This window comes from Nonomuraea sp. NPDC049269 (assembly GCF_043197155.1).
In the GTDB taxonomy this organism is placed as follows: Bacteria; Actinomycetota; Actinomycetes; order Streptosporangiales; family Streptosporangiaceae; genus Nonomuraea.
On the sequence record NZ_JBICSO010000005.1, the window covers coordinates 792,545 to 818,672 of the forward strand.

The 26,128-nt window shown below is 69.9% G+C and carries 24 protein-coding genes and 1 tRNA gene; 9 read left to right on the forward strand and 16 right to left on the reverse strand.

Annotation, left to right across the window (positions count from 1 at the left end; all coding sequences use genetic code 11):
- Positions 1–2: 2 nt before the first annotated feature.
- Positions 3–1,781, forward strand: coding sequence for a protein kinase (locus tag ACGFNP_RS31140; RefSeq protein WP_393324932.1), 1,779 nt, complete (start codon positions 3–5; stop codon positions 1,779–1,781).
- Here ACGFNP_RS31140 and ACGFNP_RS31145 read toward each other — a convergent pair.
- Positions 1,775–3,139 carry a hypothetical protein gene (locus ACGFNP_RS31145; RefSeq protein WP_358325642.1) on the reverse strand — a complete coding sequence of 455 codons (1,365 nt, stop codon included), beginning with the start codon at positions 3,137–3,139 and terminating at the stop codon, positions 1,775–1,777. The two genes, ACGFNP_RS31140 and ACGFNP_RS31145, sit on opposite strands and share 7 nt — an antisense overlap.
- A gap of 37 nt (positions 3,140–3,176) precedes the next feature.
- Here ACGFNP_RS31145 and ACGFNP_RS31150 point away from each other — a divergent pair, with 37 nt between their 5' ends.
- Positions 3,177–3,836 carry a DUF305 domain-containing protein gene (locus tag ACGFNP_RS31150; RefSeq protein ID WP_358325644.1) on the forward strand — a complete coding sequence of 220 codons (660 nt, stop codon included), beginning with the start codon at positions 3,177–3,179 and terminating at the stop codon, positions 3,834–3,836.
- Between the two features lie 109 nt (positions 3,837–3,945).
- Here the strand turns inward: ACGFNP_RS31150 and ACGFNP_RS31155 are convergent, their stop codons facing one another.
- The gene (locus ACGFNP_RS31155) at positions 3,946–4,137 is read right to left on the reverse strand and encodes a hypothetical protein (RefSeq protein ID WP_358325647.1); all 192 of its coding nucleotides are present in this window, start codon (positions 4,135–4,137) and stop codon (positions 3,946–3,948) included.
- A gap of 263 nt (positions 4,138–4,400) precedes the next feature.
- Entirely contained in the window at positions 4,401–4,817 is a 417-nt protein-coding gene (locus ACGFNP_RS31160) for an SsgA family sporulation/cell division regulator (protein WP_020547189.1), read from the reverse strand.
- A gap of 425 nt (positions 4,818–5,242) precedes the next feature.
- Here ACGFNP_RS31160 and ACGFNP_RS31165 point away from each other — a divergent pair.
- Positions 5,243–5,317: transfer RNA gene (locus ACGFNP_RS31165), tRNA-Val, on the forward strand.
- 292 nt (positions 5,318–5,609) lie between these two features.
- On the opposite strand, the gene urtE is transcribed toward ACGFNP_RS31165, so the two are convergent.
- The 6 genes from urtE to ACGFNP_RS31195 all read right to left on the reverse strand — a co-directional run bounded on the left by urtE (position 5,610) and on the right by ACGFNP_RS31195 (position 11,980).
- Complete coding sequence (urtE, locus tag ACGFNP_RS31170; RefSeq protein ID WP_393324935.1) at positions 5,610–6,302, reverse strand: urea ABC transporter ATP-binding subunit UrtE; 693 nt, start codon at positions 6,300–6,302, stop codon at positions 5,610–5,612.
- Complete coding sequence (urtD, locus tag ACGFNP_RS31175) at positions 6,302–7,072, reverse strand: urea ABC transporter ATP-binding protein UrtD (RefSeq protein ID WP_358325653.1); 771 nt, start codon at positions 7,070–7,072, stop codon at positions 6,302–6,304. The genes urtE and urtD overlap by 1 nt, the downstream gene beginning before the upstream one ends.
- Positions 7,069–8,247 (reverse strand): urea ABC transporter permease subunit UrtC, encoded by a 1,179-nt coding sequence (gene urtC / locus ACGFNP_RS31180; RefSeq protein ID WP_358325656.1) that lies wholly within the window; start codon positions 8,245–8,247, stop codon positions 7,069–7,071. The genes urtD and urtC overlap by 4 nt, the downstream gene beginning before the upstream one ends.
- Complete coding sequence (urtB, locus tag ACGFNP_RS31185) at positions 8,244–9,143, reverse strand: urea ABC transporter permease subunit UrtB (RefSeq protein WP_358325659.1); 900 nt, start codon at positions 9,141–9,143, stop codon at positions 8,244–8,246. Before urtB ends, urtC begins: the two co-directional genes overlap by 4 nt.
- 75 nt (positions 9,144–9,218) lie before the next feature.
- Positions 9,219–10,466, reverse strand: coding sequence for an urea ABC transporter substrate-binding protein (gene urtA, locus ACGFNP_RS31190; RefSeq protein ID WP_393324938.1), 1,248 nt, complete (start codon positions 10,464–10,466; stop codon positions 9,219–9,221).
- Positions 10,467–10,855: 389 nt separating this feature from the next.
- Positions 10,856–11,980: a substrate-binding domain-containing protein gene (locus ACGFNP_RS31195; protein WP_393324940.1), complete on the reverse strand. Its 1,125-nt coding sequence runs from the start codon at positions 11,978–11,980 to the stop codon at positions 10,856–10,858.
- 97 nt (positions 11,981–12,077) lie between these two features.
- Between ACGFNP_RS31195 and ACGFNP_RS31200 the strand changes: the two genes are divergently transcribed.
- The 5 genes from ACGFNP_RS31200 to ACGFNP_RS31220 all read left to right on the forward strand — a co-directional run bounded on the left by ACGFNP_RS31200 (position 12,078) and on the right by ACGFNP_RS31220 (position 16,341).
- Complete coding sequence (locus ACGFNP_RS31200) at positions 12,078–12,554, forward strand: MarR family winged helix-turn-helix transcriptional regulator (protein WP_393324942.1); 477 nt, start codon at positions 12,078–12,080, stop codon at positions 12,552–12,554.
- A gap of 182 nt (positions 12,555–12,736) precedes the next feature.
- Positions 12,737–13,204: an AAA family ATPase gene (locus ACGFNP_RS31205; RefSeq protein WP_393324944.1), complete on the forward strand. Its 468-nt coding sequence runs from the start codon at positions 12,737–12,739 to the stop codon at positions 13,202–13,204.
- 236 nt (positions 13,205–13,440) lie between these two features.
- Entirely contained in the window at positions 13,441–13,797 is a 357-nt protein-coding gene (locus ACGFNP_RS31210; protein ID WP_358325677.1) for a DUF6221 family protein, read from the forward strand.
- A 97-nt stretch (positions 13,798–13,894) separates the two neighbouring features.
- Positions 13,895–14,335, forward strand: a complete 441-nt coding sequence (locus ACGFNP_RS31215; protein ID WP_358325680.1) for a hypothetical protein — start codon at positions 13,895–13,897, stop codon at positions 14,333–14,335.
- Positions 14,336–14,676: 341 nt separating this feature from the next.
- A complete protein-coding gene (locus ACGFNP_RS31220; RefSeq protein WP_393324947.1) occupies positions 14,677–16,341 on the forward strand; it encodes a TROVE domain-containing protein in 1,665 nt (554 codons plus the stop codon).
- Between the two features lie 19 nt (positions 16,342–16,360).
- Here the strand turns inward: ACGFNP_RS31220 and ACGFNP_RS31225 are convergent, their stop codons facing one another.
- The 7 genes from ACGFNP_RS31225 to ACGFNP_RS31255 all read right to left on the reverse strand — a co-directional run bounded on the left by ACGFNP_RS31225 (position 16,361) and on the right by ACGFNP_RS31255 (position 25,308).
- Positions 16,361–17,647: a sensor histidine kinase gene (locus tag ACGFNP_RS31225; protein WP_393324949.1), complete on the reverse strand. Its 1,287-nt coding sequence runs from the start codon at positions 17,645–17,647 to the stop codon at positions 16,361–16,363.
- Positions 17,644–18,333: a response regulator transcription factor gene (locus tag ACGFNP_RS31230; protein WP_393324951.1), complete on the reverse strand. Its 690-nt coding sequence runs from the start codon at positions 18,331–18,333 to the stop codon at positions 17,644–17,646. Before ACGFNP_RS31230 ends, ACGFNP_RS31225 begins: the two co-directional genes overlap by 4 nt.
- A gap of 72 nt (positions 18,334–18,405) precedes the next feature.
- A complete protein-coding gene (locus ACGFNP_RS31235) occupies positions 18,406–19,728 on the reverse strand; it encodes a cation:proton antiporter (RefSeq protein WP_393324953.1) in 1,323 nt (440 codons plus the stop codon).
- A gap of 28 nt (positions 19,729–19,756) precedes the next feature.
- The gene (locus ACGFNP_RS31240) at positions 19,757–21,130 is read right to left on the reverse strand and encodes a cytochrome P450 (RefSeq protein WP_393324955.1); all 1,374 of its coding nucleotides are present in this window, start codon (positions 21,128–21,130) and stop codon (positions 19,757–19,759) included.
- Positions 21,124–22,161 (reverse strand): alpha-hydroxy acid oxidase, encoded by a 1,038-nt coding sequence (locus tag ACGFNP_RS31245; protein WP_393325099.1) that lies wholly within the window; start codon positions 22,159–22,161, stop codon positions 21,124–21,126. The genes ACGFNP_RS31240 and ACGFNP_RS31245 overlap by 7 nt, the downstream gene beginning before the upstream one ends.
- Positions 22,161–23,729 (reverse strand): NAD(P)-binding domain-containing protein, encoded by a 1,569-nt coding sequence (locus ACGFNP_RS31250; RefSeq protein WP_358325697.1) that lies wholly within the window; start codon positions 23,727–23,729, stop codon positions 22,161–22,163. Before ACGFNP_RS31250 ends, ACGFNP_RS31245 begins: the two co-directional genes overlap by 1 nt.
- 70 nt (positions 23,730–23,799) lie before the next feature.
- Positions 23,800–25,308, reverse strand: a complete 1,509-nt coding sequence (locus ACGFNP_RS31255; protein WP_393324957.1) for a class I adenylate-forming enzyme family protein — start codon at positions 25,306–25,308, stop codon at positions 23,800–23,802.
- A gap of 112 nt (positions 25,309–25,420) precedes the next feature.
- On the opposite strand from ACGFNP_RS31255, the gene ACGFNP_RS31260 reads away from it, so the two are divergent.
- Complete coding sequence (locus ACGFNP_RS31260; protein ID WP_393324959.1) at positions 25,421–26,110, forward strand: sulfotransferase family protein; 690 nt, start codon at positions 25,421–25,423, stop codon at positions 26,108–26,110.
- Positions 26,111–26,128 lie beyond the last annotated feature (18 nt).

The following is a 26,128-nucleotide window of genomic DNA, read 5'->3' on the forward strand; positions in this document are numbered from 1 at the left end:
AGGTGGCTGCCGGTGCGCTCCGGCCGGGCGATCCGCCGCGGCTCGGCGACTACCTGATCACCGGCCGTCTCGGCCAGGGCGGTCAGGGCGTCGTCTACCTCGGCACGGGTCCCGATGGTGAGCAGGTGGCGATCAAGGCGATGGCCGGCGGCAGGGCGGGCATCGACCGTACGGCCCAGCGGGAGCTCGCCGCCGCCAGGCAGGTCGCCGAATTCTGCACGGCCCGGGTGATCACCGCCGACCTCGGCTACGACCCGCCCTACGTCGTGAGCGAGTACATCGACGGCCCGTCCCTGGCCGACGTCGCGCCCCTGCGTGGCGCGGACCTCATCCGGCTGGCCATCAGCACGGCCACCGCGCTGACCGCCATCCATCGGGCGGGCGTGGTGCACCGCGACTTCAAGCCGGGCAACGTGCTGATGGCCAAGGACGGGCCGCGGGTCATCGACTTCGGCATCGCCCGGCTCGCCGACCTCACCGCGACCAAGGGCGGGATGGCCGGGACACCGCCCTACATGGCGCCCGAGCAGTTCGGCGACGGGCCGGTCGGGGCGGCCGGCGACGTGTTCGCCTGGGGCTCCACGATGGCGTACGCGGCCACGGGACGGCCGCCGTTCGGCGACGACACGATCGCCGCGGTCGCCTACCGGATCCTCCAGGCCGAGCCCGGCCTGGGCGACCTGCCGGAGCCGCTGCGCGGGATCGTGGCACGCTGCCTGGCCAAGGCCCCCGCCGCCCGTCCCACGGCGCGCGACGTCCTGCTGGAGCTGCTCGGCGAGGACCGGCGCGCGGGGGAGTCCGACGTGCTGGAACAGGGTGCGCTCGCGGTCACCGAAGTGCTCGAACAGGGTGCGTCGGCGACCACCGAAGTGCTGGAACAGAGTGCGCTCGCGGCCCCCGGCGCGATGGGACAGGGCACGCCGGCGGCTACCGGCGCGGTGGAGCCGGAGGCGCCGACGATCACCGCCACCCGGGTCCTGATGGCGCGCAGGAACGTGCTGACCGGGGCGGGCCTCGCGGCGACGGGTCTGGTGGTCACCGGGGCGCTGCTCTGGGCGCGCTCGGCCGGCCGCGCGAACATCACCACGGCCGCCGCCACCGGCTCGCCGGGGCCGAGCACATCCGGCACGCCCGAGCCCGCGGTCAGCGCGCCTCCCGCCAAGCCCGCGGAGCTGGTCGCGGCCATAGAGGCGGCGACCATCGTGACGCCGCTGGCCGACTTCACCTACGAGGGCGGCCTGAGCCAGAGCTCCTTCTACGGCAAGGCCCGAGGCCAGCTCGTCTTCGACGCGACCGACGACATGACCACGGACTTCAACATGCGGGTCGAGTCGGTCGGCGACACCCGGCAGGTGATCGTCATAGAGAGCGCCGACAAGCCGAAGGTCTATCTCGACGGCAAGCCGGTGACCGGAAAGGAGACGTCGGACGCGCTCTACTTCGCCGAGATGCTCCCCGTGACCGCCGGGGTCGGCGTCCTGCTCGACGTGATCAGCGTGACGCCGCGGATCAGCGGGGAGGCGCGGACGTACTCCGGGTCCCTGGTGACCACCAGGGGACCGCGGATCGTCCAGCAGAAGATCTCGGAGATCACCGGCGGGTGGACCGCCGACGAGCTCGCCGACACCCAGCTCACCTGGAAACTGAAGCTGGACGCGCGCGACAGGCCGATCTTCTTCGACCTGTCCTGGCGCGCGTTCAACGAGACCGGCCGGGTGGCCTCCTCCTTCGTCACCACCTACGCCAACTGGCGGGCGGGGAGCATCACGGCACCTCAGTAGGACTTCTGGGTCTGCACGTTGAAGTCATCCATCTTGACCTGCTTGGCCGGGTCGGTCAGCGGGTCGTCGATCTCGATGACGTCCAGGCCGCCGCGGATGTCGCTGGAGTAGATGTAGCCGTTGTAGTAGTAGGCCGACCAGGAGCCCGCGACCCCGTCGTACGGCACCGGGTCGAAGTAGCCGATCTCCTTGGGGTTGGCGGAGTCGGTGAAGTCCCAGATCGACACGCCGCCCTGGTACCACGACTGGACCATGATGTCCTTGCCCGGCACCGGGAGGAGCGAGCCGTTGTGGGCGACGCAGTTCTCGTTCTCCTCCTGCTCGCGCGGGATCTTGAAGTAGCCGCGCCGCTCCAGCCGGCCGTTCACGAGGTCGTAGATCGCGTCCGCGCCCTTGGTCCGCGGCGTGTCCCGGTCGCAGGTCGGCGCGGAGCCGCCGCCCAGCTCGTCGCCGAACACGACCTTGGTCGCATCGTTGTTGAACGTCGCCGAATGCCAGAGCTGGAAGTTCTCCTCGTCGCGTATCTGCTGCAGCACCTTGGGGTTGACCGGGTCGGAGATGTCGAGCAGCACGCCGTCGCCGAAGCACGCGGCCGCCGCCAGCTTCTTCTCCGGGTACGCCGTGATGTCGTGGCACCCGGCACCCGTCTCCTCGCGGTCCGGGAAGAAGTTCGGCCTGGCCACGACCTTGGCGGCCTTGGGGTCCTTGGTGGGGATCTCCACCACCTGGAGGAGCTCGTGCGGCGGCGGGCAGGTCTCCGACTCCGGCTCGGGGCCGGGCGAGGACACGTACACGTACAGCGTCTCCCCGTCGGGGATCATCGTGTGCGTGTGCGACCCGCAGTCGGTCGCGACGGCCGAGACGTACTTCGGGTTCTTCTTGTCGCTGACGTCGAAGATCCGCAGCCCTTCCCAGTGGTGGCTCTTCGTCGTGGAGGCGCAGCTCTCGTCGCTGCGCGGCTCGTCGATCGACAGGATCAGCAGGTCGCCGTAGATCGAGACGTCGTTCTGCTCCGCCGGGCAGTCGACCTGGCTGACCGTCTTCGGCTTGGCCGGGTCGCTGATGTCGTAGATCGAGAACCCGCCGAAGTTGCCCACGTACGCGTAGTCGCCCTGGAAGGCCAGGTCGGTGTTCCAGTCCATGGCGCCGTCGAGCGGCGCCGTGCGGGGCATGTGCGCGACCCTTTTGACGTTCGGGCTCGTCTTCGCGTCACCGGTCGGCTGGGAGGTGTTGACGGGCTCGCCCGCGTCTCCGGAGGGATCCTCCCCTCGCGGACCCGCCTGCGGCCCGGCGCTGCACGCGGCCACCAGCAACACCGCCGCGCACACCACCGCCCCCCGTACCTTTCCGAAGATCACGCGCTATCCCTCTCGTTCGTGGCTCAGTATGGAAGCTATGTCAGTGATGTCCCGGTCGCGTGCGCTCATCGTCACAGTCTCGACGGCACTCGTGCTGCCCGCGCTGTCGGCGTGCGCCCGGGAGCCGGAACAGCCGTCCGCGATCGGCACCGACGCTCCGGTGATCGTCCCACAGGGCCCGGGCACCCCCGCGCGCACGGCCACGCCGGGCGAACGCCTCGGGCAGCCGCCGCCCGCCCCGGCCGCCGCCGACGTCCGCTTCGCCGAAGGCATGATCCCGCACCACCGGCAGGCTTTGGAGATGACCGGCCTGGTCAAGGACCGTACGACGACACCGTCCGTACGCCGCTTCGCCGACCAGATCGCCAGCGCCCAGCGTCCCGAGATCATCGCCATGTCCTCCTGGCTCGCCTCCCTCGGCCGCCCGGTCCCCGCCGACCACGCCCACGGCCCCGAGGGCTACGGCATGGCCACCCTGGAGGAGATGAACGCCCTGCGCACGGCCCGCGCGGCCGCCTTCGACCGCCTGTTCCTGCAACTCATGATCAGACACCACGGCGGCGCCCTGAAGATGGCCGACGAAGAACGCTCCACCGGCACGGACCAGCAGATGCGACGCGTGGCGAAAGACGTCTACTCGGGCCAGAACATCGAGATTACGAGAATGAAAGCGGCGCTGGCCTCGATACCCCAATAGTCCCAGCAAACCTCCAGAAACCCGACATACCCTCTGCATCGTGGCCCGCCGCCACGGCGGGCCGCACCAGGCCCGCGACGGAGAGTCAGAGGGCGTGCCGTTCTTGGCGTCAGCAGCTGAGGTTCGGGCAGCTCAACGCCGGCACCAGGCGATCGCTCGCGTATACGCCGTCATGGTCGCCGCGGAATTCGTTGACCAGCCACGCTTCCCCGCTCGCAGGCCAGTACGAGATGTTCTGCGTGTTGCCGGGAGCGGTCGTCAGGTAATGGACGTCGAGCGTGCCGCGGTCGGCGGTGAACACGCCGCTTTGGAGGTCCCAGACCGGACTGGTCCATCCCTCGGTCGGGCGAATGCGCCCCCACAGGGCGGCGGCGGGAACCCGGTGAGGCGCGGCCTAGATCACAAAGGCCGGCCCAATCCCCGGACCGGGGCCAAGAACGCGCACGTCACGGCGCGAAACCCGCTCCACCGGAGAAGCGTGCCCCTGGACAGGCCTCAACCCCGTACGGCGGTTGGGGCCCACCGTGCTGAGCCGTAAAAGATCAAAAAGGGGTTTGTGGGGTGTCAGGACGGCCAGAGCATGTTCGTGAGCTCGGCGTCGAGATCCATGAAGTCGGTCTCGCGGCCGGCCGGCACCTTCTCGTAGGTGCGGTGGAGGAACTCGGTCAACGGCGCCAGCGGCACTTCGAACAGTGCCTGCCCGAACGGTGACGTCAGGCTGATGTGCAGGGTGCGTTCGCCGTCGGCGCGTGCGGGCCATACCTGCACGTCGCCGTCGCCGACGCGTCTCACGATGCCGACTGTCAGCAACTCTCGGGCAAAGATCCACTCGACCGGTTCGTCGTTCCCTACGTGGAAGGCCATGCGGATGGCGTACGGGTCGTCGGCTGTGTAGCTCAGTCCGGCGAGCAGGGGGACGGTAGTACGGTCGGGGACCACAAGCCGAAGGCCAAGCTCGGCGGAGACGGTGGTGCTGTTCATCGTCAGCCAAACCTTTTCGTCGAAGGTCCCCTCTTCGGGGCTATCACTGCTCTGACGGACTTCGTCCTGAGCTATCACGCGGAACGAAGAAACCTGTAGGAAAGATTCCGCTCCTAGGCCCTTCTGTAACGCACATCACAGCTGGACATTTAGGCATCTACCTGGCTAAACGGCATGAATCGGGTCGTATTTACAAGGGTTTTGCGCTTCGTGGAGCCTGTTCCGACGGGCCCACCAAGAACGTTCCTTGAGAAAAGATCACGATCGGCACCTACCGGAACACGACGATGGTATGCCAACGAGCCGTCGCACCGATGGGCAACCGCACCCTTTCCCCGAATCCTCACCTGCGCCTCCCGCCGCTTCGCGACCAGTCCCGGAGTGCGGTATGGTTTTCCCGTCGGCGCCGCAAGGGGCCGCAGGGCGGGCGATTAGCTCAGCGGGAGAGCGCTTCGTTCACACCGAAGAGGTCACTGGTTCGATCCCAGTATCGCCCACCAGCTCAAAGGCCGCTTCCCGATCAGGTAAGCGGCCTTCTTGATCTTTTCGCGGTGGTCTGTCACCCGTTGAGAGCGCCTCCCAGACACCCGGGCGCGCCGCTGTCGGCATCAGCCGGGCACTCCGCTGGGGCTCGCACTTTTTACCCGTTAGGGAGATGCCGTCGAGCACCTCGCCGCAAGCCGGGTTCCGGCGGGCGGGCAGAAAGCCCCGACAGGATCTGCTCGTATCGGGAAGGCCCGATGGAGTGCGTGGCGCCCGGCCAGGGTCTGCTCGTTTCGGGTCGGGGTCTCCTCACACGGTCAGCGCCTGGCGGACGGCGGACTCGGCCTCCTCACCACCCCGGCCCGACGACGTCACCCGCCCGGCTTCCAGGACGTAGTACCGCTGCGCCGCCTTCACCGCGAACCCCACGTGCTGTTCGACCAGCAACACCGACATCCCGCCGCGGCCGGCCAGCGCCAGGATCGTCTGTTCGATCTCGGTGACGACCGACGGCTGGATGCCCTCGGTCGGCTCGTCCAGCAGCAGGAGCCTCGGCTCGGTGATCAGTGCCCGGGCTATGGCCAACTGCTGGCGCTGCCCGCCGGAGAGCAGGCCCGCTCGGCGGTTCATCAGGCCGGCCAGCGCGGGGAACAGGTCCAGAGCCTCCGCTGTGGCGGCCTTCCCGTTACGGCGGCCATCGGCGATGAGCTGGAGGTTCTCCGCGGTGGTCAGGTGCGGGAAGCACTGCTGTCCCTGCGGGACGTAGGCCATTCCCCGGGCCACCCGCTGGTGCGGGGCCAGCCCGGTGATGTCCTGCCCGCCCAGCCGGATCGTGCCCGTGCGGGGCTTGAGCAGGCCGATGGCGGCCCGTAGCAGCGTGCTCTTGCCGGCGCCGTTGTGGCCCAGCACCGCCGTCACCCCGTCGTCCTGAACGGTCAAGGACAACGCGCGCAGGACGATGCTTCGGCCGTATCCCAGATCGATCCCGTCGAACTCCAGCATCATGCCTCCCCTGCAGCCGCGGCGGTCGCGCCGGCGTGTCCCAGGTAGACCTCCTGCACCTTCGGGTCCGCCTGCACCTGGGCGACGGTGCCCTCGCTCAGCTTCCGGCCCGCGTGCATGACGGTGACGGTACGGGCGAAGCGCCGCAGGAAGTCCATGTCGTGCTCGATGACCACGACGGTGCGCTCCTCGCTGAGCAGCCCGAGGAGTTCGCCGGTGGCCTCGCGTTCATCGTGGCTCATGCCGGCCACCGGTTCGTCGAGCAGCAGCAGCTTGGCGTCCTGCACCAGCAGCATGCCGATCTCCAGCCACTGCTTCTGACCATGGGCGAGGGTGCCGGCGAGGTTGTTCCGCGCCGTGGCCAGCCCGATCGCCTCCATCGCCTGGGCCACGCCGTCCGGCACGCTCTTGCGCCTGCGCAGCATGGTCAGCGGGCCGCGGCCGGTTCCCGCGGCGATGTCGAGGTTCTGCAGCACGGTGAGTTCCTCGAACACGGTCGCGGTTTGGAAGGTGCGGCCGATGCCCAGCCGGTTGATGTGGTGGACCTTCCGGCCGAGCAGCTCCTGACCGCCGAACGAGGCCGAGCCGGAGGCCTTCACCAGGCCGGTGACCGCGTCCACGAGGGTGGTCTTCCCGGCGCCGTTGGGCCCGATGATGAAACGCACGTCGCCGGGTGGGACGTCGATGTCCACGCCGTCCACGGCGGCGAAGCCGTCGAAGACCACCCTCAGGTCACGGATCCGCAGCCCGGCGGCGCTTTCGGTGCTCACTGGGCGACCTCTCTCGTGTCCGCAGGGGCAGAGGCGGGGATAGGGGTAGCGATGGGCGGTGCGGTTTCGCCGGCGGGTGCCGCCCTCCGGGCGGTGCCGTCGGCGGCACGGCGACGCCGGATGAGGCCGGACACGGATGCGATACCACCCGGTAGGAAAGCGACCAGGAGCACGAACAGCAACCCTTCGAAATACGTCCACGCGGCCGGGAACTGCTCCGACAACGCGGTCTTCGCCCAGGCCACGCCGATCGCGCCGAGAACCGGTCCGAGCAGGGTCGCCCGGCCGCCGACGGCCACTCCGACGACGAACTCGATGGAGGGCACGACACCGATCAGCGCGGGGGAGATGATGCCCACCGCGGGCACGAACAAGGCGCCGGCCAGGCCGGCCATGCCCGCGGCCACGACATAGGCCACCAGCTTGACGTTGGCGGGGTCGTAGCCGAGGAAGCGGACCCGTTCCTCGGCATCCCGGGTCGCGACCAGCAGCTCGCCATAGCGGCTGTGCATGAGCTGCCGCGCCGCCGCCAGCATCAGCAACAGGCAGCCGGCGATGATGAAGTAGACCATGCGCTGGTTGACAGGGTCGTCGAGGTTGTAGCCGAAGAAGCCCTGGATGTCGGTCAAGCCGTTGGTGCCCCCGGTGGTTCCCTGCTCACCGATCAGGAAGATCGCCATCGCGGCGGCCAGTGCCTGGGACAGGATCGCGAAGTAGGCGCCGCGCACCCGCCGGCGGAAGACCAGCGAGCCGAGCAGGAACGCCAGGAACATGGGCAGCAGCACGACGGCCGCCATCGCGAAGAACGGGTCGGCGAACGGCTCCCACCACCAGGGCAGGCTCTCCACCTGGCCGTAGAGCTGCATGAAGTCTGGCAGATTCCCGGGACCGGCGTCGGCGAGCTTGAGGTGCATCGCCATCGCGTATCCGCCGAGCCCGAAGAACACGCCCTGGCCCAGGGCGAGCATCCCGCCCCGGCCCCAGGCCAGGCCGACGCCGACGGCCACGATCGCCATGCACAGGTACTTGGCCAGCAGGCTCAGCCGGAAGTCGCCCAGGACCAGCGGTGCCACCGCGAAGAGCGCGAGCGCGGCGAGGGCGAACCCGGCCCTCGTACGCGCCGGAGCGCCCGCGGCGAACCGGCCGCCCCAGCGTGCCAAGCCGTCGGCGCTCATGCCAGGCTCCGGGTGCGCAGGGTGAACAGGCCCCGTGGCCGCCATTGCAGGAACGCCACGATGGTGAGGAACACCAGCACCTTGGCCACGCTGAGCGTGGTGGAGTACTCCACCAGCGACTGCATCAGGCCGAGGGCGAAGGCCACGATCACCGTGCCCTTCAGCTGCCCGATGCCGCCGACCACGACGACGAGGAAGGCGTCGATGATGATGTTGGTGCCCATCGTCGGCCCGATCGGGCCGACCAGGGTCAGCGCGACCCCGGCGATGCCGGCGAGCCCGGAGCCGATGAAGAAGGTCAACCGGTCCACCCGGCCGGTGGGTATCCCGGAGGCCGCGGCCAGATCGCGGTTCTGCACGACGGCGCGGATGCGACGGCCCAGGGGGGTCGTGCGCAGCAGGAGGGTCAGCGCGGCGACGGCCAGCAGGGCCAGGGCGAGGATGAACAGGCGGCTGTTGGCCAGCACCAGATCGCCGGTGCCGGTCGAGAAGATCTTCGTGCTGCCGCTGAGGAGCTCCGGCGCGTGCGTCTGCACGTTGGGGGCGCCGAAGATGTCCCTGGCCAGCTGCTGCAGGATGAGTGAGACACCCCAGGTGACCAGCAGGGTGTCCAGCGGCCGGGTGTAAAGCCGGCGAATGAGCAGGAACTCCAGCACGACGCCCATCGTCCCGGCGACGAGGAACGCCACCGGCAGGGCGACCAGCAACGACGCTCCGGCGCTGGTGATGATCTGCTGCAGGACGTACACGGTGTACGCGCCGGCCATGATGAACTCGCCGTGGGCCATGTTGATGACGTTCATCTGGCCGAAGGTGAGCGACAGGCCCAGCGCGATGAGCAGCAGCACCGCGCCGATGCTGATGCCGGTGAACAGTTGGCTGAAGACCAGCGTCACAGGTCGGACCTCCGGATCGTGAGGGGGTGGACTGTGGGCGGGTGAGCCGGTCGGACCGGCTCACCCGGTCGGCTGTCAGGTCAGGCCGCCGGCCCAGCTGTAGCCCTTCAGGAACGGATCGGGCTTGACCGGCTGGCCGGAGTTCCACACCTCCGTGATCAGGCCGTCAGAGCCGATCTTGCCGATGCGGGCGGTCTTGAAGACGTGCTGTGTCGGGCCGTCGACCGTGACCTTGCCCTCCGGCGCGTCGAAGGTGATGCCGCCCCCGGCGCTGGCCGCCTTGACCTTCGCGACCTCGAAGGAGCCGGCCTTCTCCACCATCGCCTTCCACAGGTAGACCGACACGTAGGCGGCCTCCATCGGGTCGCTGGTCGGCTTGTCCGCGCCGTACTTGGCCTTGTAGGCCTTGACGAACTTCTCGTTGGCCGCGCCCGGAGTGGTCTGGTAGTAGTTCCACGCCGTCAACTGGTCGGCCAGGTACTGGGTGCCGATGCTCTTGACCTCTTCCTCGGCGATGGACACCGAGAGCACCGGCATCTTGTCGGCGGTCAGGCCGGCGGACTTGTACTCCTTGAAGAAGGCCACATTGCTGTCGCCGTTGAGGGTGTTGAACACCGCGTCGGCGCCCGCGGCCTTCACCTTGTTGGTGATGGTGGAGAATTCGGTGGAGCCCAGTGGCGCGTAGTCCTCGCCGAGCACCTTCATGCCGTTGGCCGCGGCGTACGCCTTGATGATCTTGTTGGCGGTGCGCGGGAAGACGTAGTCGCTGCCCACCAGGTAGAGCGAGGTCTTGCCCTGAGCCTTCAGGTAGTCCAGCGCGGGCACGATCTGCTGGTTGGTGGTCGCGCCGGTGTAGTAGATGTACGGCGACTGCTCCAGGCCCTCGTACTGGACGGGGTAGAACAGCAGCGCCTGGTTCTTCTCGTACACCGGCTTGACGGCCTTGCGGCTGGCCGAGGTCCAGCACCCGAACACCGCGGCGACATGGTCCTGGCTGATGAGCTTCTGCGACTTCTCGGCGAAGGTGGGCCAGTCCGAGGCGCCGTCCTCGCTGATCGGCTCGATCTTCTTGCCGAGCACACCGCCGGCGGCGTTGATCTCGTCCACGGCGAGCATGAGGGAGTTCTTGACGGTCACCTCGCTGATGGCCATGGTGCCGGACAGCGAGTTGAGCAGTCCAACTTTGACGGTCGAGCCCGACGTGTCGGCCGCAGCCGGGGCAGTGGGGGTCTGGTCGGTCCTGCTGCCACACGCGCCAAGCGTCAGCGCGGCGACGAGAATCGCCGCACCCGCCGCCGCGCGGCGTCCGCGAACCCGGTACATGGAAACCTCCTCCGCTCCGCCAGGGAGCGTGAACCGTGGAATTCGATGACGAAGCCACGCATTGCTGATTCGCCGTCTCGCTAAAAAGGAATGCGATCGATTGGCATAGTCAGCGTCAGCTAAAGCCATTACGGAGATGTTTCGCAGCCCTTAAGTAGCTGTTTCTAGCTGATGTGAAAGGGCGCTTACCCGAAACAGAAAAAGCCGCCGCACAAGTCGTGTGCGCCGGCTTTTCGAGAATTGTCGCAAGGTGGCTGCGCGGGCCGCGCCGAAGGCTCCCGCCCGGGCTCGTCGCGTGACGCTCGCAGCCGTCCGACCTGCGAGTCCCTCGCAGATCCTTCCTGTAGGAAGAATTTTGGAGGTGCGGCGCGTACGCTGTCAAGCCCTGCCTATAACTGGGCCACCACATCGAACTCCAGCCCTTGTGCCTCGGCCAGGTAGATGCGCTGGCGCATGTGTCGGCGCCGCATTCGCAGCAACCCGCGCGGGCCTTCGTAGGAGACCGTGTCGGCGTGGCCCACGATCGTCCGCACGTCCAGCGTTCCGGCCTGCTCGATGAGCGCCGCCAGCAGGAGTACTCCTTCGTAGCAGGACTCGCCGAGACTGCCCAGCGGCGGCGCGTCCACCCCGAACCTGCGCGCGTACCGCCCGTGGAAATCGAGATTCTCCGAAGTCGTCAGGGAGGCGAAGAAGCCGGCGGTGCTGTACAGCCCGTTGGTCGCCGAGGGGCCGCTGGCCAGCAGCATGCTCTCGTCCATCAGCGTGCTCAGCCGCAGGCACCGCTGGTCCAGCCCGCTGCGGGCGAACGCCCGGTTGAAACGCACCGCGTCGCTGCCGACCAGCAGCATCAGCACCGCGTCGCCCTCGCTCCGCTCGATGTGCCGCAGGACCTCGCCGAAATCCTGGGTGCCCAGCGGCAGGTAGGACTCGCCGCAGATGACCGCCCCGCACTCCGCCGCGTACCGGCGGGCGGCCCGCGCGGTACCGCGCGGCCAGACGTAGTCGTTGCCCACCACGAACCAGCGCCGCAGCCCCCGTTCCCGTCCCAGCAGCCGCATGGCCGGGGACAACTGGTCGAGCGGGGTCTCGCTGGTCATGAACACGCCGTCGGTACGCTCGCCGCCTTCGTACAGAGCCGTGTAGACGTACGGCACCCGGTGGGCGACGCGCGGGGCGAGGGCCTGGCGTACCGAGGAGATGTGCCAGCCGGTGACCCCCTGCACCGCGCCCAGCGACACCAGCGCCTCCACCTCGGCCGCCACCCGGTCCGGCGGGGCGCCCCCGTCCACCGGCACCAGACGGAGCTCGCGCCCCAGTACGCCCCCGGCCCGGTTCACCTCGTCGGTGGCCAACTCCGCGCACAGTTCGCAGGCCGGCCCGAACATCCCGGAGGGGCCCCGCATCGGCACCACCAGCGCCACGTTCACCGTCTCGCCGCTCAGGTCGACGCCATCGGCGAGACCACGCGGCGACGGGTCCGGCGATCCAGGGAACTGCCTGTCAAACCGCGGCATGACGCCATGCTTCCTGGTCAAGGGCATGATTTCCACACCATTCCGGAAGCTGCAACCGGTCTGTAGCATGAGACACCTTCCCCGATCAAGGAGGGTCATGGCTGTTCCGGGTACGCATCAGCCGCCGGATCTGATCCACCTGCTGACGCGAGCCGAACGGCTACTCGGCCGGCGCCTCGCCGTCATCCTCAACGCCGAGGGCTACTCGCTGGACGCCTGGCGGGTGATCACCCTGCTCGCCGACGGCACCGGCCACCACATGACCGAGGTCGCCGAGCACGCCTTCCTCCCGCCGGGCACCCTCACCAAGCTCATGGACCAGCTCGTCGACGACGGTCTGGTCTATCGCCGGGTCGACGACATCGACCGGCGTCGCATTCGTGCCTACCTCACCCCGCGTGGCCGCAGACTCCACCGGCAGCTCAGCAGGCAGGTGGAGGCCGGCGTGCCCCGGCTACTCGCTGCGAGCGCCGAACAGGACCTGCTCAGGGACCTGCTGGCGCGCCTTGTCGACTCCCTTGCCCATCCGCCGGCCGCCCGATCGGAATCCGCCGCGGTTGACGGCCGTATATGACCTCATTGGCCGGGCGTTAGCGCGTCGACGGAATTCATGACCTCCTCGAAGTCGAGCGATGTTCTCTAATCCGGATTTGTGGCGGGCCGTTGCATGTGCGCAGCTCGGCGTTTTCGGTTCCTCTGGGGGATGTCATAGAGAATGGCGGGTTTCCTGCTGTCTTACGGAGTCTTCTCGCGGCGGTGGAGGACCGCCCAGACGACGTGCCTCTCCGCATTCATGTCGCGGACCTGCTCGTCGATCAGGGGGATTCGGCGGCCGCGCTCGCGCACTGCTCCGCCGCTCTGGAACGTGATCCCGGCAACGCCGAGGCGCTTGCCGTCCTTTCCCGGGCGGCGGATCGTCTGCGTCCGGATGACGGGGGCGAGCGTCCTGACGTGACCTTGTCGGATGTCGGCGGGCTGGAGGAAGTGAAACGGCGCCTGGAGGCGTCCTTCCTCGTCCCTATGCGTAATCCAGAAATGCGTCGTCTTTACGGCCGTAGCCTTCCTGGTGGCCTCCTGCTGTACGGACCTCCGGGATGCGGCAAGACCTTTCTCGCGCGCGCCATCGCCGGGGAACTGGGGGCCGGCTTCTACACGGTCTCGCTGCCCGACGTCCTGGACATGTGGGTCGGTTCGAGCGAACGCAACCTGCATGGAATGTCCTGAGCTACTTGCGAGTGTTCGAAGCCGCCGCCGAACGCTGGACGCCGGATCTCCGTGATCGTTCGGCCTGCCCGCAGCTTGGCGAACAGTTGAGCAGGCCCGGACATGGAGGCCTCCAGCAGGATCGCACCGACGTTCATGCGGCGCTCGGGCGACGGATCTCCGATCTGCCGAGGGGCGGCGTCGCACTTCGGCTCTACGATGGCGCAGACGACAGCCCCGATCATGGAGAGCCTGAAATGAACGAGCTGATCGCCTTTCTCCGCGCCAGGCTCCACGAGGACGAGCGGGGAGCGCGTGCCGCATCGCCGGTGTCGTGGCCGTCGAACGCCGAAGAGGACGAGGGCGCAGCTTCGAGCGGCGATCAGGCGCGCGCCACTGCCGCCTATCTGGCCCGCTACGCTCCGGCCCGCGTGCTGCAGGAGATCGAGGCCAAACGGCGGATCCTGGATGAGCTGGTGGGGTTCGTCGCCGAGGCCGAGTTCCTGCCCGTGGATGAGGGCAACACGACCAAGGCGATGGCGGTCGGGGTCGTTCGCCTCCTCGCCCTCCCGTACGCCGGCCACGCGGCATACCTGGAGAAGTGGCGGCCGTGAGCAGAGTTCCCGGCACCCCGCGTCAACATGTGCGCCCCACGGGGACCAAGCCTGGAGGAGACTGCGACGGACGAACCGATGTACTTCTGGAGCGAACATGACCTGGAAAGACCACGACTTACCCGTACTCACGGCGATCGTCCAGATGGCGGATGAGGGCGCGGCGCTGATCCAGCCGCACCAGATCGTCGAACGGCTCCGCATGGACCCGGAGCAGGTGCGGCGGGCGCTCGCCGCTCTCGCCGGTGAACGGCCGCCGTTCTTCCGGTTCACCGATGTCACGGGCGCCGATTCGGCCGGGCGGGAGATCGACGGCATCCACAGCCCGACCGGTGAGGCCCGGCGGGTCGTAGGAGGGGGGCCGGCCGAACTGCTCGCCAGGCAGATCATCGCCGGTCTCGAAGCCGCCGCCGAGGGGGAGCCTGACGAGGAGAAGCGCGGCAGGCTTCGGCAGACGGCGCAGTTCCTCGGAACCGCTGGATGGGGGGTCCTGCTCGGCGTGGTGGGGAACGCCGCTGCCGCGGCCGGCGAGGCTTGAGGTCGCCGGCAGTCCCCTGAACGCGGGCTCCGGGAGAGTCCCGATAATCAGGTGTGGCGCGTCGCGTTGATCAGTAACGTGGGAACCAGTTCATCGGGTCTGGTGCCGGCACGGGTCGAAGCCCGTCGGTTATCCACTTCCAATGGGGTTGTCGCGGGTTCGAATCCCGTCACAGGCTTCGGTCTGTGTAGCTCAGCTGGCCAGAGCACCGAACGCCGGTGGGCATCCCCACATCCGTGCCGGTTCCAGGCCTGACGAGCAAGGGGAGCGGGTGGTCATCACCACATCCGCTCCCCTTTCGCATATCCGCTCTCGGGCGGGTCGAACGGAAGGAGCGCACCATGGCACGTGATCCCCTCGCCGCGGTCTCCGCGATCGCCACTCCGCAGACGCAGCGGGTTCCCGGCCGCACCGACCAGGTGCAGAACGCCGCCGGCGGCTACGTCTTCGACAAGGACCTGTGGAACAAGCTGGAGGATTTCCTCATCCTCGGCACCACGGGCGGCACCTACTACGTGAGCGAGGACAAGCTGACGGCGGAGAACGCCGACGTGCTGTTCCAGGCGATCGCCGAGGACGGCCCGCGCGTCGTCGCCCTGCTCACCGCGATCTCGACGGCTCGGCCGCCGCGTGCTCCGAAGCAGCGGCCTGCCCTGTTCGCTCTGGCCGCCGCTTACGCCAAGGGCGACGCCGGCACCAGGCAGGCGGCGAAGGTGGCGCTGGCGAAGGTCGCGCGCACGACCGATCAGCTGGCCCAGTTCTTCGGCTACCACAAGAACCTGGGCGGCAAGGTGACCGGTCGCGGGACCTCGCCCGTGGTGGGCCGGTCGCTGCGGACCGCGCTCGGCTCCTGGTTCCTCACCGGGAGCGCGGACGACGTCGCGTTCAAGGCATGCAAGGCCGCTCAGCGCAGGACGCCGCAGGGCGAGGCGTTCAGCCTGCGGGACGTGCTGCGGGTCGCCCATCCGGTCGCCGACGACGAGCAGCGCAGGACACTGTTCGGCTGGATCGCCGGGAACGTCACGGACGAGCGGGCCCGCGAGGTGCTGCCCGCCGTGGACAGGTTCCTCACGGCGAAGGCGGTCACCGGCGTCGACGTGGCGATCCGGGTCGTGAACGAGTCGCGGGTGCCCTGGGAGTTCTTCCCGGACGCGATGCTGCGCGAGCCGAAGGTGTGGGACGCCCTGGTCGACACGGTCGGCATGACCGCGCTCATCCGCAACCTGGCCCGCATGACCCGGCTCGGCACACTGACGCCGCTCGGCGACGCCACCCGGCGCGCCGTGGCCCGGCTGACCGATCGGGACGCGCTGCTGCGTGCCCGCGTCCATCCGATGGACGCCTGGCTCGCGCTGCGTGTCTACGCCTCCGGCCGGGCCCAGCCGAACCCGCGCGCCGACGCCCACACGTGGGCGCCGGTCCCGGCGATCCTGGACGCGTTGGAGGAGACGTACGAGTTGTCCTTCGGCAATGTCGAGCCGACCGGGAAGCGGTTACTCGTCGCCGTGGATTCGTCCGGGTCGATGAGCGGCCAGTGGTCTGACGGTGTCAGGGTGGGTGGCTCGCCGGTCGGCAGTCCGTACGAGGTCGGCTGCGCCATGGCCGTCATGCTCGCCCGCATCGAGGAGAACGTGCACGTCATCGACGTGGACACCGCCGTGCACGCCTCCAAGGTGACGCCGCGTACCAACCTGCGGGAGATCGCCTCGTGGGAGCCTTCGGGCGGGGGCACGGACCTGTCGCTGCCGTTCACCTGGGCGGCCAAGGAGCGGATGACCGTGGACGGGATCGTCGTCCTGACCGACAACGAGACGTGGGCCGGCCGCTCCCACGCGAGCCAGGCGCTCGACGGTTACCGCAGGCGGGTCAACCGGGACGCCCGCGTGGTGGTCGCGGCGATGACCGCCGCCGGCTACTCGATCGCGGACCCGAAAGACGCGGGTGTGCTCAACGTCGTCGGGTTGGACGCCTCTCTCCCGCTGATCGTCAACGGGTTCGTGCGCTGACCGGATCCCGACGATGAGATCAGAAGCGCCGCTCCGGCTCGCGGTCCGAGCGGTCCGAGTGGTCGGTGGGTTCGCTTCTGGGCGGTGGCGGCGGGCAGTGCGAGGCGGCGGGGTCCGCCGGCAGGCGGACGGTGAACACCGCTCCGGCGCCCGGCCGCCCGTCCGCCGTGATCGTCCCGCCGTGCCCGTCCACCACTTCCCGTACGAGGGCCAGCCCCAGCCCGAAGCCCCGGCCCACGAACCGGGCGAACAGCCGCTCGGAGTCGTCCGGATCCAGGCCCACGCCGTCGTCGCGCACCTTGAGCTCCACCACCTCCGAGCCGCCGGAGACCGTCACCCAGATATGACCCCCCATGCTCGTATGGCCGAGCGCGTTGTCGAGGAGCGCGGCGATCACCCGGCGCAGCGCCGACTGGGCCCCGCGCACGAGGTGGTCGTCGAGCCCCTGGCGGCGTACCTCGATCGTCACGCCGTGCGCCGCGGCGCGCGCCGCCTCGGCCACGGCCTGTTCCTCGGCCAGCGCGGCCAGGTCGACCGGGACGAACGGCCGGCGCAGCTGCTTGAACTGGGCCGACACCAGCAGATCCTCGACCACCTCGCCCAGCTGCCGGGAGCCGGTGACCAGCTGGTCGACCTCGTCGATGACCAGGATCTGGTCGGTTCCGCGCCGCAGCTGGCGGGCGACGAGCTGGGCGCGGGTGTGCAGGCGGGTCAGCGGGGTGCGCAGCTCGTGGCTGACGTCGGCGGCGAACCTGCGCTGGCGGGCCAGGGCCTCGCCCAGCGGCGCGATCGCCCGGCGGGCGAGGACCTGGCCGATCAGCAGCGCGGCCAGCAGCGCGGCGAGTTCGGCGGCGCCGAGCGTGCGGAGCAGCCGATGCCGTTCGGCGGCCTGGTAGCGAAGGTCCATCACCGCCTGGGTCGCCACGTCACCGTGCCGCTCGGTGCGCACGAGATAGCTCTGCCCGGCCAGCTCGACCTGGTCGACCTGCGGCGCGCTGCCTGCGGCCAGGTACAGGGCGCCGTCCAGGGGCAGCGCCTCCGGTGCCCCTGGAGAGCTCCGCAGGGTGCCGTCGCGCAGCTCGAACAGCCAGACGCAGGGGGGAGGGTGGGTGACGGAGCCGTGGCTCGTCGCGGCGGCCAGGTCACGCCGCGCGGAGTCGTGCTGGTCGTTCAGGGTGACGCCGTAGACCACCGCTCCGAAGAGGGCGAGCACCAACGAGATCGCGCCCGCCACCTGTACGGTGATCCGGCGGCGGGCCCCGGTCAGCAGCCGCCGCTCCGGATCGGCCGCCTCCCGCCCCCTCACAGCTCACCCAGGCGGTAGCCCACACCCCGTACGGTGCTGACGATGCCCGGTCCCAGCTTGCCGCGCAGATAGTAGACGTAGGTGTCCACGATCGCGTCGGTGCTGGCGCCGTCGAACACCCGCTGCCGCAGCGAGGCCCGCGTGTGCACCTGCCGCGGCCGGGTCGCCAGCGCGTGCAGCAGCCGGCACTCCTGGCCGGACAGCGTGACCTCCTCGCCGGTCGGCAGCCGTACGGTGTGCGCCGCCGGATCCAGCCGGCCCGCGCCGACGGGCAGCAGCCCGGCCTGGTCCAGGTTCCTGCGATGCAGCGCCCGCACCCTGGCCAGCAGCTCGTCGATCTCGAACGGCTTGACCAGGTAGTCCTCGGCGCCCGCGTCCAGCCCGGCGACCCGGTCGGCGACCGTGCCGAAGGCGGTCAGCAGGAGCACCGGCACGGTGACGGCCTGCCGGCGCAGCCGCCGCAGCAGGTCGATGCCGTCGACCACCGGCAGGCCCCGGTCGACGATCATGGCGTCGTAGGCGCGGCTCAGCCCCAGGTGCAGGCCGCGCTGCCCCTCCAGAGCCAGGTCGACCGTGTATCCCTCGTCGGTGAACAGGTCTACCAACATGCCCCCGAGCTCACGGTCGTCTTCGACGAGTAACAGCCGACGGGAGGGTGAGCCGGCTGTACCCGATGTCCCAGCCACGGACCCACCGTGGCATCACTGCCGCGGAATTACCAGGGTCCCGACAGGCATTGACATTTCGTGAAATGAAGATCAAGCCGAGGTTGCCTCCTCCAAGGGGCGGGGCTCTTCGGGTTCGGTTCTCCTGGCCTGTTCGAGGCGTTCCGGCAGCGCCAGCTTGTACAGCGGCAGAGCCCCCGCGGTCGTGATCACGGCCACGAGCACCAGCATGGCGAACAGCTCCTGCGTGATCATGCCCTGTGCCAGGCCGATGTTGATGAAGATGAGGATCATCAGCCCCCGCGCGTTCATGAGCGCGCCCACCGCGTACGACTCGCGCCAGCCGAATCCCATTCCTTTCATCGCCAGCGAGCAGCCGAAGTACTTCCCGCTGAAGCCGGCCGCCAGGATCAGCGCGAACGCCAGCAGCATGGCGCCACCGGCGATGCCGTTGAGATGGGTGTTCAGCCCCGAGAAGGTGAAGAACACCGGCAGCAGCAGCGTCGAGACGACGTCCATCATGCGGCCGTGCAGCACCTTGCGGAAGGCCGGATCGCGGGGCATGGTCAGCCCGGCGACGAAGCCGCCGAAGACGGCGTACACGCCGATCCAGTCGGTGAGCCAGCCGGCGGTGAGCGGCACGAGGATGACGACGTACATGGCGCCGGGGCCGAGCCGGCCGGTTCGCACGAAGCTCGTGCCCAGGGGCCGCAGCAGCGGGCGGACCACCGCCAGCATCACCACCGCGAACAGCGCGGCCAGGCCGATGGTGCGCAGCGCGCCGCCGGAGCCCGAGCCGAGGTGGATCGCCGACAGCAGCGCGAGGATGCACCAGGCCAGGGCGTCGTCGATGGCGGCCGCGATCAGCGTGAGCCGGCCGAGCGGGGAGTTCTCCAGCCTCCGCTCGTACAGGATCCTGGCCAGCATGGGGAAGGCGGTCAGCGACAGCGCGCCGCCGAGGAACAGGGCGAACTCCCACCGGTTGACGTCCGGGCGGGAGAGCAGGTCGTACAGGACCAGGCCGCTGCAGAAGCCCAGGGCCAGGGAGGGGATGATGCCCGAGCCGGCCAGGACCGAACCCCGGCGGACCTCGCCGGGTGATCGCGCGCTGTGGTCCAGCCCGGCGCCGACCAGGAACATGTACAGGGTCAGGCCGATGGTGCTCAGCACGTACAGGACCGGCCTGACCTCCTTGGGGAACAGGGCGGCCTGGGCCTCCGGGAACAGCCAGCCGAACAGCGTCGGGCCGAGCAGGACGCCGGCCACCATCTCGCCGAGCACCCGCGGCTGCATCACCATCAGCGCCAGCCGGCCGCAGAGGCCGGCGACCAGCAGGATGACGACCAGGGCGGGCAGCACCTTGAGGATCAGTTCGAGGTTCGGGTCACCGGCGGCGACCAGGGCCATCGTGGGCATACCATTTCTCCGCTCGTAATCCGGACGATCAGTGAGAGACCGGCTGGCCGTCATCCGCGAAATAGCGCTCGCACAGCCGCTGCCTGCGCGCGTCCCAGACCATGTAGCTGCCGAGGACGAGCTGGACGAGGCTGCGCCAGACGTCCTCCCACCGGTCGCGGAACCGTACGAACAGCAGCAGCGGCCGGTGGGCGGCACTCCTGGGGGCGTACCGCGGGGTGAGCAGGCACGGGCCCCGGTTGGGCAGGGACCGGGTGTGGGCGGCGGTGGAGTCCAGGGCGTACAGGCGCAGGATCTCCTCCGCCGCGACCCGCATGGCGATCGGCGCCAGCCGCCAGGCCGGGCAGGGCCGGTTGGCGGCGATGCCGAACGGGATGTGGTTGAGCTCCCGGGCCGAGGCGTGGTCGGGATGGCTGCGTTCATGGTCGAATCGGCCCGGGTCGAAGCGGCCGGGGTCGGTGAAGCCCGCGCGGTGGAACTCGGGGTAGTTGAAGCACAGCACCGAGCCGGCCGGGATCGCCGTTTGCTCGTCGAGCGGGATCTCGCCGGTGGTGACGCGGTGGGCGACGCCGAAGAGCGGGTAGAGCCGGAGCGTCTCCGAGATCACCTGGTCGAGGTAGCGGGGGCCGCTCGCCAGCGCCCTGGCCTGTACGTCCGGGTGCTGGGCGAGGACCATCAGCAGGTGGGCCATGGCCTCCGACAACTGGACGACCGCCGTGTTGAAGAAGGCTCCCTGCAGGTACAGCGCCTGCTCCCTGGCCGACAAGCCCTCGGGAAGCGGGTGCCGCACCCGCGGCAACTGGTCCACCAGATACGCGGTGAGCCGGTCACGCCGGTCCATGTGCCGCAGCCCGCAGCCCTTGAGCGCGGTGACGACGTCGTTCGCGTTGCCGATGATCAGGTCGCGGGCCACCCGCGGGCACCGCCTGCCGAAGACGAGCTCGTAGGAGAACTCCGCCCAGAGCGGCATCATCAGGTCGCGCAGCCGGACCAGCCCGCGCGCGTCCCGCAGCGTCCGCGCGACGCAGCGGCGGGTCAGCTCCTCCGCTTCCGTACGCGGTACGGACATAAAGCCGCGCGTGGCCCGGGCGACGGCGTCATACCGTTCCCCCGCCTCCAGGTGCTCCTGGTGCATCTCGGGGCCGGGCGCCAGCCAGTACCAGAACAGGTCCGACAGGGCGGCGCCCTTGCTCCGGCCACCGGCCGCCGGGTGGGAGTAGACCTCCCTGAACCGCTCGACGCCGACCAGGTCGCCGGGCACGGGGATGCCCTCGTCCCCGTTGACCCGGTTGAAGACGCGTACCCGCAGCGCCACGACCCGGCCGGGCAGCCACCACGGCAGGCTCAGCACGGCGATGACGGCCAGCGCCGCGGCCACCGCGCCAGTCACCACGGTCAGCATGCGCGTAGCACCATCCCCGGTTCGAGCTCGTCGATCGACGCGCAGCCGCACAGGGTGAGTGCCCGCTCCACCTCCGAGCGCAGCAGGCTGAGCACGCGGCCCGCGCCCCGCTCGCCGTCCGCCGCCAGGCCCCAGATCACCGGACGGCCGACCGCGACCGCCGCTGCGCCCAGCGCCAGCGCTTTCAGCACGTCGGTGCCCCGCCGGACACCGCCGTCCAGCAGCACGGGGATGGCTCCGCCGACGGCGCTCACGATGTCCGGCAGCAGGTCGATGGCCGCCGGGACCGTGTCGAGCTGCCGGCCGCCGTGGTTGGAGACCAGCAGCGCGGAGACGCCGTGGTCGAGCGCCAGGCGCGCGTCGGCGGGATGCGCGACGCCCTTGAGCGCGATCGGCAGCCGCGTCATCTCCCTGAGCTGGTCGATGTGCGTCCAGGAGAGCTCCGGTGACATGACGATCGGCCGTACTCGCGCGCCGTCGCGCAGATTCTCGCAGCACATGCCCTCGGGCAGGTCGTGGAAGCCGTTGCGCCGGTCCCGGGCCCGCGCCCCCAGGGTGGGGGAGTCCACCGTGACGACCAGCGCCTTGCAGCCGGCCGCCTCGGCCCGCCGGACGAGCGTCTCGGTGAAGGCCGCGTCCGGCTGGAGGTAGAGCTGGAACCAGAGCTCGGCCCCGGGCGCCGCCGCGGCCACGTCCTCGACGGCGACCGTGGACGCCATGCTGACGATCATGATCGTCTCGGCGGTCCCGGCCGCCCGCGCCGTGGCCCGCTCGCCCTCGGGGTCGGCGAGCCGGTGGAAGGCGGTCGGCGCCACCAGCACGGGCATGGCCGCGTGGCTGCCCAGCAGGGTGACGTCGAGCTGGAGCTTCCCGGCGCCGCGCAGCACCCGCGGCAGCAGCGCGAGCCGGTCGAAGGCCGCCTCGTTGGCCCGCAGCGTGACCTCGTCACCGGCCCCGCCGGCGAAGTAGTCGTAGTACGCGGGATCGAGGCGAGAGCGGGCCGCGGCCTCGAACTCGCCCAAGGTCTCCATCACGCCGGTACCGAGGCGACCTGGCGGGCGAAGAAGGCCCGGAGCGGCTCCAGGTGCACCTCGGGGGAGGTCCACTCGTTCTCCAGGTTCTCGGTGATGTGGTGGACGGCGGGCGGCGTGCCGGGCCGGTGATGCCGCACCACCGGGTGCAGGTAGTGGCCCTCGTGGGCGCGGGCGGAGTCGCTCTGCCGGATCCGGCCGACCGCGATGTCGAAGGGGTCCACCTTGTCGTGTTCCGGGCCGTACTCCAGCGTGATCGCGTAGTGGCCGCCGTCGCCGATCGGCGGGCCCTCCAGATCCACCGGCAGCTCCTCCAGGTAGCGCGCCCCGCCCCGGCCGTCGGGGACGATGACGTCGGCCATCAGGCCGAACTGCTGCCACAGCGCCGAGGAGCGGTTGACCCGTTCGAGCACCGCCGCCGCCATGGCCTCCGGGGTGGCCGCGAGCTCGCGGGCCGGCCACGGGACGCCGTGGTACCTGTTCTCCAGGATGCGGTGCAGCGAGCGCGTGCCGTAGCGGAAGCCGTGGATGAAGCCGCTGGTGCCGCGCTTGAAGTCGCGGGACTGCGTCAGCGTCCCGGCGAAGTGGAGGCCGGGCACGCTGACCGACTCGTAGGCGGGGGTGAGCGCCGGGAACCTGTCCTGGATCATCAGCTCCGGGCGGCACCCGTCATCGAAGATCGAGGCGTCGAACCGGAAGCCGGTGCAGACGATCACCCGGTCGTACGGGATGTCCTTGGTGACCTCGTCGGCGCGGGCGAAGCTCACCGTCACCAGGTACGAGCCGTCGGCCTGCTGCTCGATCCGCCTGACCGAGCCGTCCAGCACCGCGTTCTGGGACTTGAGCTGGTAGGTGTCGAGGAAGTTGTTGTTGACCGCGCGCAGGTGCCCGACGAAGTGGGTGCGCCACGCCATCCGTACGGAGTTCGGCCCCGCGACGTGGATCACCGCGGCGGTCTCCACCAGGTTGTCGGCCGTCTCGAAGGCCGAGTTGCCCTTGCCGATGACGAGCACCCGCTGGTTGACGTAGCCGGACGGGTCGGTGGCGGCGATGCCGTAGGGCTCGGCCGTCTCGATGCCCGGTATCTCCGGGATGTTGGGCCGGGTGACCCCCGCCGCGACGATCAGGCGCTTCGCCTCGTACGTCCGACCGCGCTCGTCGCTCACCTGGAAGGGCCCCTCGCCGGGCGCGCGGGTGATGTGGGCGGCGCGGGCGTCGTAGACGATCCGCAGGCCCCAGGCGGCGGCGAAGTCGGCGAGGTAGCGGACCATGTCGTCAGCGGCGGGGAAGTACCGGTCGCTGTAGCGGGTGAAGAGCAGATCCTGGTCATCCGACAGCAGGGAGTTCCAGTCCATCCGGAGGTTGAGCTCCGGGTCGGAGGATCCGGTGTGCTTCTTGTTGATCGAGATGAGCGTGCGATGGCGGGGGAAGGTCCGGAAGAACATGCCCGGCGTGGGACCGGCTTCGAGGATCAGGTACGACCGCCCCGCCTTCTCCAGGAAATATCCCAGCTGCAGCCCAGCCGGGCCGGCGCCGATCACCAGATAGTCGAGGGCGTTGTCCGGCACGGATGCCTCCGTCACAGCGATGTGGTTGAACGGACAACAGCAGTGTTGGCTGGCAATTCTCAGAAAATGCTCAGAACATCCGCCCGCCGTGCCGGTCCAGCAGGGCACGCTTGTCCGGTTTGCCGCTCGCGGCGACCGGGACGGCGGACACCACCGTGATCGTCCGGGGGACGCTGTCCGCGCCGAGCTCGGCGCGTACCAGGGCGGTCAGCGCGTCGTGGTCCGGGTCCCGCCCGGCGGCCGGCACCACGAACGCGTGGACGGCCTCCCCGGTCAGCTCGTCCGGAGCCCCGGCCACGTACGCCTCCTCCACGTCGGGATGACCGGTCAGCACCTGCTCGATCGGCCCCGCGTACACCACCATCGCGTTGACCATGATCACATCGCGGGTCCGGCCGACCAGGTACAGGTAGCCCTCCTCGTCCACGTGGCCGAGGTCGCGGGTGCGCAGCCAGCCGTCCCGCAGCGTGTCGCGGGTCTCCTCCGGCTGCCCCCAGTAGCCGGACATCAGGTACGGGCTGCGTACGAAGATCTCGCCGGTCCCGCCCGCGGCCACCTCCCGGTCCGCCTCGTCCCGGACGCTGATCTCGACCCCCGGATGCGGCCGGCCGACCGAGGCCAGCAGGCGGGCCGGGCCGTGGGCGATGTCATCGGGTGTGAGCATCGCGATGTTGCCCGCCTCGGTCTGGCCGTACCCCTGGTAGATCACGGGACCGAGCCGCTTCGCCGCGGCCGCCAGCCGGGACGGGCTGATCGGCGACCCGGAGACCATCAGCGCGCGCAGGCTGCCGACGTCCACCGCCTCATCGCGCAGCAGGCCGAGCATCTGGTACAGCCGGGGCACGGTGATGATGGAGCCGGTGATCCGGTAGCGCTCGATCGCGTACGGGAAGACGGGCCGCCCGTCGTCCTCGGGGATCACCGCAGTGCCGCCGCCCAGCAGGCACGGCGCCAGGAACTCCAGGACGACCATGCTGGCCAGCGTGCCGAACAGCAGGTAGCGCTCGAAGGCGGCGGCGAGTTCGGCCGCGACCGGGCCCCAGACGCGGGGCTGCCACGCCCAGTGCCCGCTCAGCGCGCGGTAGGTGATCGCACAGCCCTTGGGCCGCCCGGTGCTGCCGCTGGTGAAGGTCAGGGCGGCCACGTCGTCCGGGCGGGCCGTGACGGTGAGGGGCCGGCCGTCGTCGGGGCGGGCCAGCAACTCCGCCAACGGCAGCACGGGAAGCGGCCCGGCGGCCGTGAGCAGCCCGGGTGTCGCGGTCGACCCGTCGACCAGGAGGGCGTCGATCTCCATGCCGAGCACGTGGGCGAGCTGCCCGGCCGGGTACCCGGGCCGGACCCCCACGACACGGCAGCCGAGCGCGTGCGCGGCCAGGTGCGCGGCGAACGCCTCCGGCGAGACACCGGTCCGGACGGCGACGCCCCGGCCGGGCCCCAGCCCGGCCGCGGCCAGCGCGCCCGCCAGCCGCCGGATCAGCTCCAGCAGCTCACCGCGTGACACGGTCCGGGAACCGTGCTCGAAGGCCGTGCTCCCGGGCGAGTCCCGCAGCGCGTCGAGCAGAGGATGCGGGAACAACATGATCGGCTCCTCACCCTTGCAGTGATCGTTTATTGGTCATATAACCGGCTTGTCGTCCCACCGAGACGTTAGGCAACGCACATCAGAGACCGATCAGAGAGGGGAGCGCGATGTGAAGGTGATCGGTGCGGGTTTCGGCAGGACGGGCACGGCGTCGCTGAAGGCGGCGCTGGACATGCTGGGCTACGGCCCCTGTTACCACATGTCCGTGGTCATCGCGGAGCCGTTCCGGGTCCGCCAGTGGCTCGACGTCGGCGAGGGCCGTGCCCACGACTGGGACGAGATGTTCGCCGGCTTCCAGTCGGCCGTGGACTGGCCCGCCGCCTCCTACTGGCGGGAGCTGGCCGAGCACTTTCCCGAGGCGAAGGTCATCCTCACCGTCCGCGACCCGCGGCGGTGGTACGACAGCGTCAGCGACACCATCTTCGCCAGCGCCCTGGCCGAACGCCGCCCGCTGCCGGTGCGCCGCCGGATCATCCGGTGGCTGGTGGCGCGCCGGGTGCCGGACTTCGCCCTCTACCCGCGCATGGCCAGGGCGACCGTCATGGACCGGATCTTCGACGGCCGCATCGACGATCCGGCGTACGTCGTGGAGGTCTTCGAACGGCACGTCGCGGAGGTGCGGGCGGCGATCCCGGCCGGGCGGCTGCTGGTCTTCGACGTCCGGGAGGGCTGGGGGCCGCTGTGCGCCTTCCTCGGGGTCCCCGTGCCGGACGAGCCCTTTCCCCAGGTCAACGAGCGGGTGGCGTTCCGCCGCAAGTGGCCGCGCCGGCAGTTCCAGCTGATATTCCGCGGGCGCTGAAGGTCCTCGGGAGCAGGC